Raw genomic sequence first — 17,381 nt, forward strand, 5'->3', positions numbered from 1 at the left:
TTCCAACCTATTTACATCCAAATCGTCGCCACACTATACGGATACCAAATGCATCATCCTATGTGCGACAATGTCTTCATCGTCGACAGTCCATCCATAGAAATTGGCATATAGATCCGTCAGAAACTGGATTCTTGATGGTGGTACAGTGAGTGGCGGCAAGGGACTATTTTTCATATTCGCCCGCAACGAATGGCCAATATGAAACGAGCGCACCAGCTCAACAAGTCCATGCAGCTTCGCCTCTGAGGGGAACCCCCATGCCTCGGGAGGAGCATCCAGCCACCGGGTCAGATCGTACCGGTATTTTCGAAAGGCTTCCTCTCCAAAACTTGTGCCTTCCATGCCTGTTGACTTGGCAAAGACCCCATAAGTGTTCAGATGCACGCAACCTGTCAAATATGCCGCCAAATCATAGGCCGCATCGTAGCCATGCATCTGATAGTCTTGATAAAAGCCATGCTTACCAAGCCAGGCAAACATGTCCTGCCTTACCTGTTCGTTCTCGCAGTTGTCGCTGCGATGCCCGATGTTCCTGGCATGAGAAAAATAAGCAAGAATTACAGGCGCCAAACGACGACAAACGTCGCGGGTCATCCCAATTCCCCACCGATGGATACCCCACATATACGACATGGGTAGAATGGCCGACGCCCTGACTTTCATTCGCTCATATGGAGCCCCCAACATGCCATGTGCAGAAACCATTCCCACCTGCGAAGAGCTTTGAGCGAATTCCAACAACCGCGACATCGCATGAAAGTAGTGCGGCGAAAGCTCAAGATCGTCTTCAAACATCAGAACTGCGTCTGCGTCCGATTCCACCGCGGAAAGCCATGCACGCTCGCAATTCCCATTTGGCCCGAGATTATGAGGCGCAGTGACAATTTCACTAACTGGTAGCCAGCCTTGAAAAACCCGCGCGCACTCTGCAACCAACCCGGCCTCATCAACCGCCGAGCGCGGCCCATCAAGAAACAGTCTGATCGACCTGATCTGCAGACTACCTGCCCTCTGCGCAGCGATAGAGCTCGCCAACCGGTCGAGGCAATGTGGTCGGTTGAACCCTTTTACGATGATATCGACAAGCATAGCCCCACTCATCACTCGCCCCATCTATCAACGAATCTGTCGCGCTCATCGCAGGAATACAAGCACGCCACGTACGGCAGGGAGGCATAGCGGGCAGCAAGGCGCTCCGGTATACGCAACCGTGCCTTCAACCTTTTATAGAGCTCGGCGTAAAGCTTTGTTTTACTATGGTTCTCCTCGACGTTAACAGATGGCTTGAGGAGAATTGAATTCGCCACTTCCTGCAATGCGGCACTGCCGTCCTCAAAACGGTATACAAGAAACGTCGTACTTTCGCGCTTGAAGCGCCACAGCTTACTATCCGGCACTTTTTCGAAATCGCGCCACGACAGATTGTGATGCCCAAGCCACTCATGATCCCACCACCCGACCGCTCGCTCGCTGGCCATTCTGGTGAGCATATCAACGGGCGCATTTCCAGTAAGGTCACATTGCCATGCAGCTTCAAGCACATGAATGACAACCGCCTCGATGTACGATTCCAAATGACCCATTGCCGCCGGCAAAGCGGGATAAGCAGGTACCAGTGCGGATAACAACTGAAAAACATTACTCAGAATGAATCCGATCGGCTCTCGAAATCCGGCAACGATTACCACTTCGTCACCATTCGCATTTGCTGCCTGCAGCTTACTATTAGTTGCCTCAGCTTCATTCGCCTGGAACTCTAGCGAAAGGTAGTGCTCTGGAATCAGGTTACCATTTCGGCGCCCTTCAGCGGCCATCGCTCGCATACTCAAAATAAATTTGTCAGTCAGCCCGTGGTCGCGCCGCAGGTAATCCAGCCATATTTCTTCGCGCAACATCGCTTGCAACGCCTGCGATCCCACCTTACCCATCTGATGTATCAGAACCAATGGTGTTTGGCGCAGTTCTCTCCTGGGACCCGGCATGTCATTCATTGCCGTTCAAGCACGAAGAAACCATTGCCGTCAGGATAGGCGGAAACCCAATTCTCCTTGACGCCACGGAAGCTCAACGTGTCGCTTTTCACGTGCCATCCATACTTTTCAAAGAAGTCACGCCACCAGCTACGCGGCTTGATGGTTACGTGCGTTACGTCATCATCGTAGCTCGGCACGATGAAACCCGGCTCTCCATTTTCCTTGCCGAGCGGAACCACCACGAACATGCGATCGACACGCTCCCTGACACAAAGCATCAAAGCTGCAAGCTGTGGCTCGTCAATATGCTCAAACACATCTTTCGACAGAAGCCAGTCATAATGATGCTCGGTCTTCAGAATGTCCGATGGCGCCTCAATTTTGCTGCAGTATTTCCGTACATCATGGGGCGTTTCGCCAATAGCATAGTCTGAAACGTCAACGCCAAACGCCTGAATGTCGAGAATGCGGAGCGCCCTCACGAGAAAGCCTTTGGCACAACCATAATCCAGCACTTTGTCTGTCGACTTGATCCCCAGCTCCTGCACCAGATGGTGAGCCATTCGAATAGTCATCTCAGGCATCCAGCTGTAATTCATGTAGCCGGATATTCCGAGAACAGCTCCCCGCTCGAAATAGTCGGCATCATATTTCGTGGTCGGAGCGAGATTTTCCCTCGTCTTGGATTTATTTGTCATGAACTGGACCCTTCCGAGATGGATCAAAGGCTTATGGAAAGTTGAGATGCTCGAGAGAAGTGTCGAGGTTCATATCCCCGTAGCTCGCTCGCTTCACGAGGTCTGAAACAGCCCGATTGTTGTTCATGAACAAGCAAGAGGCACAGATGTCGCGCGGATCGAAGAAAGGCTGAAGAGGCTCGGTGAACAGCCGGTGTACCTCGGTGCTCTTGACCGTACCCCATTTGTCGGCATTGAAACGCCGCTCAGAGACTGAAATGTCGGTCTCGCCTTGCTCGTCAGCAAGCACGGTAACGGAGTCGCAAGGATAGCAGTGCGAATACCCGTTCTCTTCATGCCCCGTTGTGTCCCAAAAGACGTTGTAGGACTGAAGTTTACATTGCCCGTCTGACCAAAGCTCTTCAGCCTCACGCTGTGAGCCGTGATACTTGAGCTGGTGAAAAATCCTGGAAAGCGGCTTTCCGACTTCATCAATGAAGCCAAGCCTGAACAGGCGGTCCGCCAAATCCTGATGTGCCTTCAATTGCGCCTGACGCGTCAGATTGCAGTCTGTCAGCAACCTCACGTAACGGAATCCATTTTCATGGGCAGATGCGTCCAAGCGCTTGAGCATATCGTCATCAGTCCACGGGCCGTAAACATACGAGAGGCCGACTGTCAGGCTATCATTGTGACGTAAGCTGGCCGGAATATATTGCCGGTCAAAGCGGCCATCCGGATAGAAAGGTGACGCCGATTCCGGGGTGATTGACAGCCTGACCCACTTGAACCTCTCATAAACGTCCTCGGCAATTTTCGGCGGGAAGCCATTGGTAATCAAACCGACATCCAAATCCAGCTCACCAAGCCACCTAACAAATTCCGAGAAGTGCGGCCAAAGATTCGGTTGTCCACCACCCGACAGGATGAGCCCCTTCAGCCGAATATCTGTGCCCGTCAGCCGCCGGTATTCTTCGTTGTAGCGGACAAACTCATTCCGGTTCAGTGCTGCCTGCTCGTTATACAATGTACTGACAAACGCCTGAGCTTCAGTGAGCGAAACACTGTCCCGCTTGTTCCGCAATATTGTGGAGCAGAACGGACAGTTTGAGGAACAAAGTTGATGAAGCGTCAGGGTTGCCCTTATGATGCTACCAAAGCCTGTTTCCTTGAGCTTTTGAAAAATTGGCCAGTGATGAGCGAGTTTACCGCCCGTCGCAGTAAAGCTCTGTTCCGCAATCGTTCTTTGATGCCGCACCAGGTCGGGCGAAACATTGGTCCGGGTACGAGGCGACCATTTTCCAACCACCAGATCGCTTTCATAAATATTGAAAGCCTCAGTGGACCCCCGAACTTCGAATGAGCCGAAAATGAAGCTGGCAATATCCGGTGTAATCGCAGCCTGCCTCACCAGATTGCCATCATTGTCAAGAATGTTAACAAAGGTATGCACCGCCTTGTGCCGGCCAGACCGCTTACCTATGACGAGCAATTCAGGCTGCGGCAACGCATCACCGCGATACTTGAGCGTGAATTCACCGAGGTCGAGGGTGCTCTCCTCTGGCCGTGACATTTGCCGGGTTGGTGCCATAAAACTCTCCTCGGTCATCGGTCCGGTACGCAACAACGGCTAGACGAACCAACACCATACTCAAGGGGGCAAAGCAATTGCCGTTCCAGTTTCAACGCCGCATCCATATTCAGCATTTTATGCTTGAACGCATAGAAATGCCATGAGAACCCGAACTCAACCTACCCCACTGTTTCTGCGGCCAAAGATTGCGAACAAAAGAACCCATCCGCCAACAATCCTCGGCTCGCCTTGAAAAGCATGAGAGAAGCGATACTAATAGCCCCATGAGATAGTTGAGGCACCTACGAAAAAGCTGACAGAAACATGCAAGACCAAACTGCTGCAAATTTTCCCGACGGTGAATGGTGTTCGCTCCTGTGGCCTCTACCTGCCCACCGGCAAAAATACCTTGCCGCTACCCAAGGGCTCCTTGCAACAGTCGAGGCAAACGAGTTCTATCAGGAACTTGCTCTACACATGACGTCGATTGACCCAGACGCAGCCCAGAATCTGGAAAAGTTGCTACACCATGGAAAGTCCTCCACGCCGGTCCACGATCAAACCCTTCTGGCAAAAGAGGTCGATGATGTTCCATTGACAATCGTGACTGTTTCCCGAAACGATACCCATGTCGAAAGGATGGAAGAGCGAACGCAAGCGTTTATCGACGGCTTGCTACACCAAGCAGAAACTCACGAACAACGGATCGAATTAATTATCGTCGAATGGAATCCGCCGTCAGGGCGGCCTTCTATGGCCGAAGCGTTTCGTTTTCCTGCTTCACATCCCTATGCCAGCGTCAAAATCGTTACGATCCCCAGCGACCTGCACAATCACTTTGCATACGCCTCCCGGCTGCCGCTCTACCAGATGATAGGTAAGAATGTCGGAATCAGGCGCGCGCGAGGCTCAATAATTCTGGCAACAAACATAGATGTCCTGCTGTCCGACGAACTGTTCGCGGTCATATCATCCGGCATGCTGCACTCGGGGAAGCATTATCGCTCTGACCGATGGGATATCGACCGTTCAGTTCTGGATCTCAGCTCGCCATCTTCCCGCCTGCAACAAGCGCGCAGCCTTTGCCTTGGGGTCAACACCCGCCATGGCTGCATACCCAAAGCGGCAGTCGACATTGACAGAGTGGAAATCGGCCCCGCAGCAAACACGCCTTATATTCCGCACCTTCACACCGTAGCCTGCGGCGATTTCCAGTTGTTGCACCGTGACGACTGGGCTCTACTGCGCGGATACCCGGAGCTGGATTCATTTTCTATGCATCTTGATACGATGTTCGCCATGCAATGTCATGCGTTCGGGCTGGTCGAACATACTTTCGCAAGCAAGATGCCTCACTACCACATTGACCATACGCTGGGCGTTCAAGTCAAAGCTGCGTCTTATTTCACACAGGAAAAACAAGAACTCAAACATGTGTCACTTGGCAACATCGTTGCCATGACAGAGACCATGCTGACTTCTGGCAAACCACTCTGTTTGAATAACGAGGATTGGGGACTGATAAACCACGACATTCCCGACACCTGCGTTACTCTCGGAGAGTGGGACACCCCACTGTCTTCAACGCGGAGAAACATAAAATTCGCCAACTCAACTGTTGGCTCGTCTCTCGTTAGCCTTCATGACTTTGAACATTGGGGTTCACAAGCCCTTTTGCCGGCACTCGATGCATCTATGCGACATGTATGCACCACTGCAATCAGGATTGCAGGAGGTCGAAGATTGCGAATTTGGGGACGTGGCGCACGAGGCACTGCGATCTGTGCCTATTTTGCCAAAGTGCAGCACCCGATCGATTGTTTCATTGATGGCACCCTCGCCTCAGGCGCCCGGGAAACATTCCGGAACTACCCTGTGCGCTCGCCCTTTGACGTGCTCAGCACCAGTGAGCCCCCCGACAGCCGAGCCTTTGTGATTGTCGCTTCTTCTTACATTGATGAAATCGAGCCCACATTGCACAAGGCCGGCTATATCGAAGGCTCAGACTATCTGCTTGGCCTATGAGTGTCTATCGACGGTTCGCCATCGCTTGTGTAGCAATCCAGCAATATGTCTTCGCAATTCCCTCCGTCAGCGCGACTGACGGAGCCCAGCCAAGCTCGGCACTGATCTTGCGGTTATCAGAATTGCGGCCTCGTACGCCAAGCGGGCCGGGGATATGTTTCAGCGTCAGCTTCTTGCCAGCTGCCTTCATGGCGATCTCCGCCAACTGGTTGATGGTCACCATCTCATCGGAGCCGATATTGTAGGGTCCGGTCTTGTCGGACCGCGTCAGGCGGATAGTACCCTCAACGCATTCGTCGATATAAAGGAACGAGCGGGTCTGAAGACCGTCGCCCCAGATTTCAATCTCGCCGCCATCAGGGGTTTCCGCGACCTTGCGGCAAATCGCCGCCGGGGCCTTTTCCTTGCCGCCCCGCCACGTGCCCTCGGGCCCGAAGATATTGTGGTACCGCGCTACCCGGCACTTCATGCCATGGTTTCGCGCATAAGCCAGATACAGCCGCTCACTGAAAAGCTTCTCCCACCCATATTCGCTATCCGGCGCAGCCGGATAGGCAGAGTCTTCCGCACAGTTCGGATTGTCGGGGTCTTCCTGATTGTAAGCTGGATACATGCAGGCCGAAGAACTGTAGAAAATGCGGCTGATATTGCGTTTGTGGCAACGGTCCAGGACATTCAGGTTGATGGTCGCCGAGTTTTGCATGATGTCGGCATCATGTTCCCCGGTGAAGATGTAGCCGGCGCCGCCCATGTCGGCAGCGAGCTGATAGACTTCATCGAAACGGCGATCGATCACCTCGCGCACGACCCGCTGGTCGCGGAGGTCCCCGATCAGGAAGTCATCGGCCTCCGTCGTCGCGAATTCCGGGAATTTGAGATCCACGCCACGCACCCAGAGACCTTCACGCTTCAGGCGCTTCACCAGGTGACTGCCGATAAACCCACCGGCGCCGAGTACGAGTGCTGTTTTCATCGAACCCATCCCTTTCAAAAATCAATACAGAATGTCACGCTCAGGCAGGAACCCCAACGCCTGATACTCCCGGCCAATTTCCGGCGCATGCATCGACGCCGCGATTACCAGATGCCGGCCCGGATGCGCCATCCTGCCAAACACTTCAGCACTGATCACCGGCACGCTTGGCGCCGTCGGCAAGGGACTGCCTGCAATACGATCAACAAACATGTCCGGCGTTATTCCTCTGCGCAGCAGAAAGTCAACAAGACGGACAGCAAGTCCACCTGTGCCCCTGATGCAAATCTCTCGTCCTTGCCGCTTGGCAGCAAGCAGCCTTTCCGCAAATCCGGCCAAAACAAAATCCTGCAGCATTTCTGCTGCCTTAACTGGCGAGCGCTTGGAAAGCCTAGCGAACCCGTCCCAATCAAAACCATTTGTCCCGTCGGCAGTCTCTAGAGACATGATCGGAAAGTACCGCTCAACCCGCTCGAGAAGCGTATAGGCAGCATCGACCAGGGCCCGATGTTCCATGCATGCGGAAGCGCCGGCGAGACGCACACAACCGGCAACAAATTCCCGTTCCGGGTCACGGGCGCACTGCGCTGCTAGCCAGTCACGGGCGGCCAGATCCGCTTCGATCAGTTCGCCGCCCTTCAGCAGGTGCGTAACTGCGTCATCAAGATTCATCGCACGGCCATCCATCAGCTGCCTGTTGCGGACGGCATCGTCGCCCTGCACCAGTTGGTGCCATCCGCCAACGGCATGATATCCATGTATCGGATGAAAGAGGCTCATGTCCGCGGATGCATCGATCACATCCCCGCCGCTATTGTGCGCGCTCCAGATAAGCCAGTTGTCCCAGCCCATTCGGCCAACAGCGAACGGCGGAATATCGGTATAGATGTCGCGCGTGAACAGAAAAAGGTCTACCGCATTGCTGCGGTCCCAACAGCCGTACTCCCGGTCAACTGCGCGCAAGTCATCCCAAAAATCATTGCCTCCCTCGCCAAGGGGCATGTCCAGCGGCAAGTTCCTGCGGCGGGCAGTGGCGAGGCCACGCCATGCTTTGCTCTCACAGCACAGGTCCTGAAAAGCTGCATGGGACCGCGTATCAAGAATGATATCGCCGTTGATATAGCCGAGATACGGCGCGTCACTATTTTCCCGTGCCAGACCGAACATCGAGGAGACCAGCGGCACGCCATTCTCGCTGCGCTCTACCGCCGGAAAATGCCTGAACCCGTAGGTTTCGGCCGCCGCTTCAACACCGTCCTCGTCGCCGAACAGAATGACATCCAGCCCGAGAAGTGCCCAGCTCCGCAGCGCATTCTGCTGGAACACCGCTGGCTCGCCCTGGAAAGGCTTGAAGGTCGAAAACAGGGTCAGAGGCAGATCAGAGGGCATTTTGATCCATCCTGCCGCGCCCAAGTGAAACAAGGGTCACACTGTTCCCGAACTCGCTGCCGGAGAACATCCGCCAGGGGTCAACGATCGTCAGCTTCGATTGATCCGGCACCAGAGCGGGCAAGGTGTTGAATGCATCCCAAGGCGTAACAACAACAGCCAGATCGCACCCATTCAAGGCATCCGGCAAAGTCTCCGCCCATGTCAACCAACCATCAGTCGCCGGTCCCTCGGTTGCGACACCCGGATCAAAGGCTGTCACTTTAACGCCTTGGTCAACGAGCCGCTTTCCAAGCATCAGGCCCTGGCTCGCTTCTATCACTGCCGTCAGGGGCTTGTAGGAAACACCGAGGATGGATACTCGCGCGCCTTCGCCGACAAGGCCAAGGATGCAGCGCTCGAGCCGCTCCACCTGATAGTCGTTCATAGCATCGGTCGCGCGGGCAAGATCACTGCGCGCCCCCAGACTATCGGCAAGGGCTGCGAAGGCCCGATTGTCGCGCGGGAAACAGGGCCCACCATAGCCTACTGCACCCTTGAGATATTTTTTCCCGATCCTGCTGTCGGCCCCGACCGCGGTTGTCACGATATCCACATCAGCGCCGGGCAGGCGGTCACAGATATCTGCAAGCATGTTCGCGTAGGTGATTTTGGTAGTGACAAAGGTATTGACCGAGATCTTGCAAAGCTCGGCATTCACCGCATTCATGCGCCTGAAGACCGGCTCCTTGGCACAGGTGTTCTTGTAGATTTCTTCAAGGCAGTCGCCGGAGGTCGTGTCGCTCTCGCCGATCAGGATGAAATCGGGGTGCAGCATGTCGTGAATGACACTGCCAAGTGCGATGAATTCGGGATTATAGCAAAGCCCGATGTCGCGGCCGGCCTTTAGACCAGTCGCCTTTTCCAGTGTCTGTCGAATGATGCCATCTGTGGCACCCGGCATCACTGTGCTGGTGACAACGATAAGGTGCCGAGACTGCTTGGCCCGAAGCGCCGGAGCCATTCCTTCAATAGCGCTAAGGACATAGTCGAGCGAGAAAAACCCGTCAGGTTTGCTCGGCGTTGGTACGATAATGAAGGAAACGTCACTGTTCGAAACGGCTACCTCGATCTTCTCGGTCGCAGTTAGACGCGCGGCGACCTTATTAATCATGTCCTGCAAGCCGGTCTCATTTACCGGCGCCACGCCCCGCTGAACTGCGGACACAAAATCTCGATTGAGGTCGTACCCGATGACCTTGTAGCCACCGTTCGCCATGACAGCGGCGAGCGGAGCTCCAAGCTTGCCAAGCCCGATGACGGATACACGCGGAAAATCGATGGCTTGTGAAGACATATAAACCTCAAACTCAAACTTGGGGTGGCTTAGCAAACTACAGCCAAGGCACTACCCTATCGAAAATTCTTCAGGGAGAGAAACTGCTCACCCGCACCACCAAGCGTCTTTGCAAGAAGCATTCCATCCGAACTATCGCTACCCATCAAAGCGCCATTCCACCCTTGCCTCATCATAGCCGCACCCAACCTCGATGCCCTCGCTTCTGGCCTTGTTCATGATGGCTGCGGTGCTCTGCTTCCAGTCTTCGATCACGGCCCTATTCTGCTGCAGCTTCGCGTGGTGCCGCAAGATAAACGCCTTCACTTCCAGCCACGTCATATCGTCGATTGCGGAGCCCGCAAGGTGGAACAGAGTGTCGAAAAATGCGTGATCCTCTGGATAGTCCAGAACCAATCTTATGTCTCCCTGCAGCTCGCGATACTGCTGCGGGCAAACGAGCTGCAACATGCTGTTTTCTTTTCTGTTCTTGATGCCTAGCGTCACGTGCTCGCGTTCCATGCTGGAAGTGGTTTCCCGGAAGGCCCTATCAAGCTCCGCCATCGTGAAGACCTCGCAGTCAAGCCCATGGGGAAAGCCTGCAATGCCGCCAAACGCGTAGCCGCCATCCATTACAGATCCGAGAAGCTGACCGCACACACCGGGATCCACAAGCGGACAATCGGACGTGATCCGCATCACATAATCCGCACCGGCTGCAACGGCTGCACCGTGGTAACGGGAAAGAACATTTGCCTCGTCCCCCCGGAACACACTAGCGCCAACAGCCGCGGCAATATCGAACACCGGCTGCTCCTCGTCCCGCGCCACCCCGGCACAAATGACCTCATCAATGCCCGGAATCTGCAGGCATCGTTTCAGGCAGGATTCAAGCGCTGTCGTATGACCAATCGGTTTGAGGATCTTGTCTGGCAACCGGGAGGAACCGCGACGCGCCTGGACAATGCAAACAGCTTTCATGCCTGAACACTCCCGTAGTCATGGCGCGAGGCTTCAGCCCGGAGAGGCAGGCGGGTCCAACGGAGCGACCCGCCATCACGATTATGCCGCGCATCAAGATACTCCGGCCAAAGCCTCAATGCCTCGTCGAAATATTCATTGCCGCTGCCCCCTTCTTCCGCAGCGAGCACCCCGAGATTGTTCAGCACTTCGGGGCGCTTCGAAACGGCCAATGCATTTTTCAGGTAGTTCGCGGCCTTGCCACGCTCGCTTCGACCATAGGCCGCGGTCGCAGCCATAAAATTCCAAAGAAATGCAACCTCAGGGCTTGGGTCCTCCGTCAGGCATTCACCGCAGAATTCAGCCAGTTCGTGCCACTCTTCAAGACGGCAAAGCACGCAGGCCCTTACCCAGGCTGCCTCTGTTCTTGGCAGTTCGCTTTTGCCGATAAAAGTGCTGAGCGTCGAAATTCCGATAGACTGCAACGTCAGGCGAACACCCTGCTGCTGGTTTTCGATACGGCGCGACAGGCTTTCCGGATAGCCATACTGCCGATAGGTCACCTCCCGTGACAGAGCGATATTCATGTCCGCGAGCAGCGCCCGCACGAAGAAATGGTAATCTTCGGCGTGCCGCATTGTTGCATCATAATTCAACATCCGCGCCGCATCAGTACGCGCCATAAGCCAGCCAATCGAAGGGATATAGTTTCGTGCAAGCTGATAGGTCAGCCCACCCGGCACAAACAGTTTCTCTGCAATCGGCAAGTGGCGCAGATACCTATCGCTGAGCCCGTCATACAGTTCGGCGGAATCGTAAACAAGATCAGCACCTTGGCAAACATGCGAAAGCATGGATTCGGTGCGTCCCGGTAAGGCCATGTCATCTGCGTCAACACCCATCAGAACAGGCATATCGCAGGCCGCGAGTGCAACCGTGCGCGCATGCCCCACGCCCCTGTTCTCCGGTTGTTTGAGCAGTGTGAGGTGCGATAGCCCAAGCCCCTCCACCACAGCCACCGTGTCATCGCTTGAGCCGTCATCAACCACTATGATGCGTCCCACCTGATCCGCTACCGAGCGGATGGCACGCTCAATCGTCCGGGCGGCGTTATAGGCCGGGATCAGGGCACAGACATCGGCTTTGGTCAGCATGCCTCGTGCTCCAGCATTGCTGTCAGCCTCGTAACATCTGCGATTGCCACGGCAGCCGACGGCACATCCATAAAGCGCCCGGTCAGCACACGCACAAAGCGGCAACCCAAGGCCTTGGCGGCAAGCTCGTCGTGTGCCGGATTATCCCCGACAATCAGTGCGCTTTCCGCGCTGCCTCCGAGAAGGGCAAGCGCCTTCAGATACGCGGCAGGATCGGGTTTTGGCGCGTCCTCTTCCCAGCAATAGACGATGGCATCAACAAGCTGTTCCAGCCCCAATGCCTGCACCTTGTTGCGCTGCATGAGCGGCAGGCCGTCGGTGACGATGGCAACCGGATACCGGCCTTTCAGCCGCCCCAGCATCTCCCTGGCACCGGGATAGAAGCTGATAGTCGGCTGATGCTTCCGATAGGCATCGACAAGATCGGCCACCGTCACCTTCAAGGCCAACACGGGGAATTCAAGGAGCAATGCATCGAAAGCACCTTCCCTGCCCTGTGCTTCGAAACGGCCTGTCAGGAATCCCGTGATGGCGGCAGCTGGAACACCGGCCTCGGTCGCGAAAACCTCACCCAGATGCCGATAGCCCGAGCGAACATAATCGGCCTCCTCATAGAGCGTATCGTCGAGATCAAGGAGGATGGCCGGATGCTTCTTCATCACGCTGCCACCTCGGACGCCAATTCCATCAGCCGTTCTGCAACGCGCGTCGGGCCGCCGGCAATGTCCGGGCACTGTACCTTGTCGACCTGCCCCGCTGCCGCCGCAATGGCAGCAGCATCCATTGCCCGAAATACGGCAACGCCCAGCACTTCCAGCGCCTTGATCTGCAACGCCTGATCCGCGGCCACCTGCACCGCAATCACCTTGCAACCACTGGCCATGCCCTCCACAGCCATTTGCCCTGCCCCGCAGATGAGGACATCCGTGCTGGCATAAAACGCGACCATGTCGGGTGAAACCAGATGGGTAATTTCCGTGCGTTCCGCCAGTAAATCCTGCATGGCTGGCACGAGATTGCGTTGTCCTGCATCAACCCATGTGACGGGTCCATCGAGCGCAGCAAGCACCGGGGCGGCCCAGCTGCCGTCATCGGCGCCACCAAAGCAGACCGCAATACGCTCTCTTCCGGCGTCATCAGCCAGCGCAGAATAACGCGGGTCGATCAGGTTCCAGCGCACGCCTGCCAACACCTCTGAAAAGGCCACAGTGTCGTAGGCCAATTCCTGCCCATAGATGTTTGGATTGATCAGCAGGCGGGCAGCGCCAACAGCCGGTTGGCCGATGTCATCGATCAGCACCAGTTTCCGCGCGGTTTTGGCAAGCGCGGCAAGCTCCGCCGCAGCAAAGTCCTTGCCGTCCACGACAATGAGCGCGGCTGTCGCGGCTGCGTCGGCAAGCGAACAAAAACTGTCGTAAATCGCCGTCGCACTCGATGGCACCGGGCCCTCTCTCACGATTAGCCTGACCGTCGCGCCTTCAGCCTTCAGTGCAGCAGCCAGCACCCCCATGCGCCGCCAATGCCCGAGGCCGTGGCGCGGGTCGCATGTCACCAGAAAGGCAATGGGGCCCATCAGCCGGCTGCACCTTCTCGCACATAAAGGTCGCTCATGAAGCGGTACGATGCGAGGCCCCAGCGGATCAGCCGCGGCTTCACGGCCGCAGCATCACCTGCAGCCATCTGGATAAGCCGTTCGGGCGACGCGAGGCCAGCCTCAACACTCAGCGACGAAACGCCGCCGAAACGGGGGTTGACCTCGATGAAAGAGAATTTCTCGCCGGCCTTATCGTGCACAAAAGCCTGCACCACATTGTGCCCCTTCAGGCCGAGCCGGGCGCAGAGGTCAAGCGACGCCTGCATCAGGGCCGGCAGCTCCACCGTGCGGCTATAACTGCTTTCTCCGTTCGCGATCCGACCGCGCACCCGGCTGACCGCCTGCAAGGGCTCGCCCTCCAGCGACATCAGGACATCGATTGTATATTCGTCGTCAGTGCAGAAGGGCTGGACCAGCGCGTCAGGATGGTCGGCCTGAAATGCTGCAAGCTCGGTCGTATTGTTGATCTGCGCGGTGCTCCGGCTGCCCGCGCCCACTGACGCGCGCACAAAAAGCGGGAAACCGGAAGGCTTGCCCTCAACCGCCGGCAGTACCGGAAATTTGTTGTCCAGACAGAAGCGATGGAAAGCCCGTTTGTCGAGGCACATGTCGAGCGCCTCCGCCGTCGGCAACGGCAGGATGACACCAAGCTTGGCGAGCTCCGGCGCCAATGCTGCGAGCACCTTCATCTCGCCGTCGCGGGTGGGGATCAGGAGCCGCACCCGTTCGCGCTTGCATTCCTCAAGGAGCTTCCTGCCAAAAGCGGGGTCGTCGCTTGCCGGCAGCGGGCAGAAATCATCAGCCACAAAGCGCGAAGCCACATCATCCCGGATATCCGCAGCGATCACCCGCCCGCCGCAATCCATCAGCGCCTTGCGGAACGCTTTCACAAGCGGGACCTTGTTTGCCGAACTCGTTATCAGGACATTCATTCCTTACCGCCCTCGCCGCCTTTGACCATGGCCCAATCAAGCGGCGTACCTGCAGTAATGTCGCAGGTTGCTGTCCGGCCCAAGATGCCTTTCAGATTGCGCGTATGAAGCCCACCCGCGGGACGCACCGACCGCAGGTTTCGGGCTGTGAAAACCTCACCGGCCCTCACGTCTTCTGCAACATAAAGCGAGCGCCTGAAGCGCAGGCTGTCGGCTTCCGAGGCCGTCGGGCCATAATGTGGCGCAGTGCGGGCTTCGGCGACCTGACGGCAGGCTGTCACCATCGCCTTCATTTCGTCCGGCTCCAGCGAAAAGGCACTGTCCACTGCGCCAGCCGCCCGCGAATGGCAGAAATGTTTCTCGATCACGGTTGCGCCGAGTGCCGTTGCCGCAATAGGGATAGCCGTGCCGAGTGTATGGTCGGAAATCCCGACCGGCAGACCGGTGCGCCGCGCCAGATCAGGGATCGTTTCAAGGTGACAATCGCTATAGGGCGTCGGATAGCCACTGATGCAGTGCAGGAGCGTGATATTATCTGCCCCTGCCCCTTTGGCGGCCGCCACCGCCTCATCGATTTCAGCAAGCGTTGCCATACCGGTCGACATGATCATCGGCTTGCCGGTCCCCGCCACCCGTTCGATCAGCCCGATATCAACAAGCTCGCACGAGGCGATCTTGTAAAGCGGGCAATCAAGGCTTTCGAGGAGATCGACTGCCGTCAGGTCAAACGGCGCCGAGAAGGCAAGGATACCGCGTTCCCGCGCACGGGCGAAAAGGGCCGCATGCCACTCGAACGGCGTTTGCGCCTCTTCATAAAGGTCATGCAGGCGCCGACCTTTCCATAGCCCCTCCTGCACCACAAAAACTGGCGCATCGGAATCGAGCGTGATGGTGGCTGGCGAATAGGTCTGGAACTTGACGGCGTCTGCGCCGGTTTCGGCGGCCAGGTCGATCAGTTCCAGCGCGAGGTCGAGCCGTCCCATATGGTTGCCCGAAACCTCTGTGATGATGAAGGGAGATGCTTTCTGGGTCTGTTTCATCGGATTGGTCGTCACACTATCAGCCGGTCGCCGGAACGAGCACTTTCAACATAAGGCTTTGCCGCCTCAATAATGCGTTCCCAAGACCGCGGATGCTCAATATCATAGCCTATAACCTTGCCCTTGGACCGGTAGAAGGGCGGATGCCCGTCCGCCGCACCGAAAAGCCACCACGGACGACCGGGCGTCAACCACACCGTCGGGACCCCAGTGACCATCGCAAAGTGCTGTGTCGCGATATTCGGCCCGATCACCACATCCAAGTTTGCCATGATCGCGAGATTGTCTTCAATGCTCTCGCGCAGGTTGGTGTCTTCCCAGTCGTGGATAACCATCCCGCTGCTTTTTCGGAACTGCTCCAGTTCTGGCTTCACATCCCCATACTGGAGATTGATCAGATGGGCATCCCCGCCCTGTAGTTCAGCCAGCATTTCGACCAAAAAATAGCTTCCCGATCGTGTAACAGCCATATTGCCACTGCGCCAGGACACGCCGATCCTCAGCCCGGGCCCCAACGCATCAAGCCGTTCTTTCCATTTCTGAACAAGGTCTTCACGCGGCAGGAATAGCGGCGCGGTCCGATCCTGGATGGCGGAGACAGTGGGCCAGATGTACTGCAAAGCTGAAGCTATCGGGATATAGTAGTCGACGGAAACCTCACCATTTTTCACCAGCATTGTTAGCTCTGGCGACGACCGGAAATGATAGCCCATCTTTTTCTCGGCAGCATATTGCACCACCCGAGCTTGCGGGAAGCTGCGCCTGAAAATGTCACAGAGCCGCCGGTCGCAGGAAACGACGACTTGTGCCGCCATCTTGATCAGGTCGGGCAACACTTGCGAAAACAGGACCTCATCCCCAATGCCTTGCTCTGCAGCGACATAGATCGTCTTTCCATTCAGGTCTTCACCACGCCACACCGGGAAGTCATGAAGGAATACTACCCCCTGGCCACCTCCACGCCCCGAGCTGAGACGATAGTCATAATGCTTCCAACCTTCTGCAAGGTGACCACTCGACAAAAGTTCAACGCCGAGCCCCAAATGAGCCTCTGTATAGCCCGGCGAGGCTTTCAACGACTGCTCATAGGCGTGAATTCGTTCCTCAACCCTGTCTTGAGAGTAACATGCCGCTAGGTTTGACCAAGCCTTCGCATTGTCCGGCCCGACCCGAACTGCTTCCTCGTAGAACGGGATGGCTTGAAAACCGCCACGGCTATATTGCACGGCTGTCCCCAGTACGTTCCAAAGGCCTGAAACCTCGGGGAACAGCGGAATAATTTCCTGACAGAACTCGATTACCTCCTCCAGCCGTTCCTGCGAATACATGGCGGATGCGAGGTTGACGTAGGAGATCGGCGCTGCAGGGTCGAGCATGATGGCCTGACGCCAGACTTTCTCGGCAATCTCATGCATGCCCATGTTAGTGGCAAGCGAGCCCATCACCTGACAGACACCGACGCTCGGTGTCGCCCGCGCAATTGTACGTTCAAGCATCTGGATCGCCAGGTCCCGTACCCCAAGCCGAACCAGAACGTCGGCAACGACCGTCATCAGGTCGATATTGTCAGGGTCTGTATCGAGCGCCTTGTTCAGGAGTTCAAGCGCCGTGGGCCAGTCCTCACGCTCGTAGGCTGCCTTGCCTTCCTGCAACAACCGCAAATTCTGGCGATTGCCTGAGGCGACGCCCTTTTTTTGAGCCTTTGCCTTGACCGCCTTTTGCCGGACTGACTTCGACTTTGCCATACCAATACTCCGCTGCGAACTTTCGTGA

15 protein-coding genes are annotated in these 17,381 nt (G+C 56.2%); 1 reads left to right on the forward strand and 14 read right to left on the reverse strand.

The genetic code is table 11. The annotated features are described in order from the left end of the window. Nucleotides 1–33: 33 nt before the first annotated feature. From PH603_RS10915 to PH603_RS10930, 4 genes are read right to left on the reverse strand one after another with little or no spacing between them, the layout of a single operon-like run. Nucleotides 34–1,092 carry a glycosyltransferase family 2 protein gene (locus PH603_RS10915; RefSeq protein ID WP_289502563.1) on the reverse strand — a complete coding sequence of 353 codons (1,059 nt, stop codon included), beginning with the start codon at nucleotides 1,090–1,092 and terminating at the stop codon, nucleotides 34–36. A gap of 11 nt (nucleotides 1,093–1,103) precedes the next feature. Then, nucleotides 1,104–1,994 (reverse strand): hypothetical protein, encoded by an 891-nt coding sequence (locus tag PH603_RS10920; RefSeq protein ID WP_289502564.1) that lies wholly within the window; start codon nucleotides 1,992–1,994, stop codon nucleotides 1,104–1,106. After that, nucleotides 1,991–2,674: an SAM-dependent methyltransferase gene (locus tag PH603_RS10925; protein WP_289502565.1), complete on the reverse strand. Its 684-nt coding sequence runs from the start codon at nucleotides 2,672–2,674 to the stop codon at nucleotides 1,991–1,993. Before PH603_RS10925 ends, PH603_RS10920 begins: the two co-directional genes overlap by 4 nt. A 31-nt stretch (nucleotides 2,675–2,705) precedes the next feature. Beyond that, nucleotides 2,706–4,244, reverse strand: coding sequence for a radical SAM family protein (locus PH603_RS10930; protein WP_289502566.1), 1,539 nt, complete (start codon nucleotides 4,242–4,244; stop codon nucleotides 2,706–2,708). 306 nt (nucleotides 4,245–4,550) lie between these two features. On the opposite strand from PH603_RS10930, the gene PH603_RS10935 reads away from it, so the two are divergent. Further along, a complete protein-coding gene (locus PH603_RS10935) occupies nucleotides 4,551–6,251 on the forward strand; it encodes a hypothetical protein (protein ID WP_289502567.1) in 1,701 nt (566 codons plus the stop codon). 4 nt (nucleotides 6,252–6,255) lie between these two features. Here PH603_RS10935 and PH603_RS10940 read toward each other — a convergent pair whose 3' ends face one another. The 10 genes from PH603_RS10940 to PH603_RS10985 all read right to left on the reverse strand — a co-directional run bounded on the left by PH603_RS10940 (nucleotide 6,256) and on the right by PH603_RS10985 (nucleotide 17,353). Then, entirely contained in the window at nucleotides 6,256–7,224 is a 969-nt protein-coding gene (locus tag PH603_RS10940) for an NAD-dependent epimerase/dehydratase family protein (protein WP_289502568.1), read from the reverse strand. Nucleotides 7,225–7,245: 21 nt separating this feature from the next. Then, nucleotides 7,246–8,613, reverse strand: a complete 1,368-nt coding sequence (locus PH603_RS10945) for a hypothetical protein (protein WP_289502569.1) — start codon at nucleotides 8,611–8,613, stop codon at nucleotides 7,246–7,248. Next, nucleotides 8,603–9,985 (reverse strand): UDP-glucose dehydrogenase family protein, encoded by a 1,383-nt coding sequence (locus PH603_RS10950; protein ID WP_289502570.1) that lies wholly within the window; start codon nucleotides 9,983–9,985, stop codon nucleotides 8,603–8,605. The genes PH603_RS10945 and PH603_RS10950 overlap by 11 nt, the downstream gene beginning before the upstream one ends. Before the next feature lie 102 nt (nucleotides 9,986–10,087). Further along, nucleotides 10,088–10,909 carry a cytidylyltransferase domain-containing protein gene (locus PH603_RS10955; RefSeq protein WP_289502571.1) on the reverse strand — a complete coding sequence of 274 codons (822 nt, stop codon included), beginning with the start codon at nucleotides 10,907–10,909 and terminating at the stop codon, nucleotides 10,088–10,090. After that, nucleotides 10,906–12,042, reverse strand: a complete 1,137-nt coding sequence (locus PH603_RS10960) for a glycosyltransferase family 2 protein (protein WP_289502572.1) — start codon at nucleotides 12,040–12,042, stop codon at nucleotides 10,906–10,908. Before PH603_RS10960 ends, PH603_RS10955 begins: the two co-directional genes overlap by 4 nt. Continuing rightward, nucleotides 12,036–12,701: an HAD family hydrolase gene (locus PH603_RS10965; RefSeq protein ID WP_289502573.1), complete on the reverse strand. Its 666-nt coding sequence runs from the start codon at nucleotides 12,699–12,701 to the stop codon at nucleotides 12,036–12,038. The genes PH603_RS10960 and PH603_RS10965 overlap by 7 nt, the downstream gene beginning before the upstream one ends. Next, nucleotides 12,701–13,552: a hypothetical protein gene (locus tag PH603_RS10970; RefSeq protein WP_289502574.1), complete on the reverse strand. Its 852-nt coding sequence runs from the start codon at nucleotides 13,550–13,552 to the stop codon at nucleotides 12,701–12,703. The genes PH603_RS10965 and PH603_RS10970 overlap by 1 nt, the downstream gene beginning before the upstream one ends. A 62-nt stretch (nucleotides 13,553–13,614) precedes the next feature. After that, nucleotides 13,615–14,568: an ATP-grasp domain-containing protein gene (locus PH603_RS10975; RefSeq protein ID WP_289502575.1), complete on the reverse strand. Its 954-nt coding sequence runs from the start codon at nucleotides 14,566–14,568 to the stop codon at nucleotides 13,615–13,617. Then, on the reverse strand, nucleotides 14,565–15,608 hold the full coding sequence (gene pseI / locus PH603_RS10980) for a pseudaminic acid synthase (RefSeq protein ID WP_289502576.1): 1,044 nt from the start codon (nucleotides 15,606–15,608) through the stop codon (nucleotides 14,565–14,567). The genes PH603_RS10975 and pseI overlap by 4 nt, the downstream gene beginning before the upstream one ends. An 11-nt stretch (nucleotides 15,609–15,619) precedes the next feature. After that, the gene (locus PH603_RS10985) at nucleotides 15,620–17,353 is read right to left on the reverse strand and encodes a tetratricopeptide repeat protein (protein WP_289502577.1); all 1,734 of its coding nucleotides are present in this window, start codon (nucleotides 17,351–17,353) and stop codon (nucleotides 15,620–15,622) included. Nucleotides 17,354–17,381: the final 28 nt, after the last annotated feature.

The sequence above is a fragment of the Gimibacter soli genome, assembly GCF_028463845.1.
GTDB classification, from domain to species: Bacteria; Pseudomonadota; Alphaproteobacteria; order Sphingomonadales; family Kordiimonadaceae; genus Gimibacter; species Gimibacter soli.

Coding starts and splice junctions, on each gene's coding strand:
- PH603_RS10915 (WP_289502563.1), bottom strand. CDS start 1,092: ATGCTTGTCGATATCATCGTAAAAGGGTTCAACCGACCACATTGCCTC.
- PH603_RS10920 (WP_289502564.1), bottom strand. CDS start 1,994: ATGAATGACATGCCGGGTCCCAGGAGAGAACTGCGCCAAACACCATTG.
- PH603_RS10925 (WP_289502565.1), bottom strand. CDS start 2,674: ATGACAAATAAATCCAAGACGAGGGAAAATCTCGCTCCGACCACGAAA.
- PH603_RS10930 (WP_289502566.1), bottom strand. CDS start 4,244: ATGGCACCAACCCGGCAAATGTCACGGCCAGAGGAGAGCACCCTCGAC.
- PH603_RS10935 (WP_289502567.1), top strand. CDS start 4,551: ATGCAAGACCAAACTGCTGCAAATTTTCCCGACGGTGAATGGTGTTCG.
- PH603_RS10940 (WP_289502568.1), bottom strand. CDS start 7,224: ATGAAAACAGCACTCGTACTCGGCGCCGGTGGGTTTATCGGCAGTCAC.
- PH603_RS10945 (WP_289502569.1), bottom strand. CDS start 8,613: ATGCCCTCTGATCTGCCTCTGACCCTGTTTTCGACCTTCAAGCCTTTC.
- PH603_RS10955 (WP_289502571.1), bottom strand. CDS start 10,909: ATGAAAGCTGTTTGCATTGTCCAGGCGCGTCGCGGTTCCTCCCGGTTG.
- PH603_RS10960 (WP_289502572.1), bottom strand. CDS start 12,042: ATGCTGACCAAAGCCGATGTCTGTGCCCTGATCCCGGCCTATAACGCC.
- PH603_RS10965 (WP_289502573.1), bottom strand. CDS start 12,701: ATGAAGAAGCATCCGGCCATCCTCCTTGATCTCGACGATACGCTCTAT.
- PH603_RS10970 (WP_289502574.1), bottom strand. CDS start 13,552: ATGGGGGTGCTGGCTGCTGCACTGAAGGCTGAAGGCGCGACGGTCAGG.
- PH603_RS10975 (WP_289502575.1), bottom strand. CDS start 14,568: ATGAATGTCCTGATAACGAGTTCGGCAAACAAGGTCCCGCTTGTGAAA.
- pseI (WP_289502576.1), bottom strand. CDS start 15,608: ATGAAACAGACCCAGAAAGCATCTCCCTTCATCATCACAGAGGTTTCG.
- PH603_RS10985 (WP_289502577.1), bottom strand. CDS start 17,353: ATGGCAAAGTCGAAGTCAGTCCGGCAAAAGGCGGTCAAGGCAAAGGCT.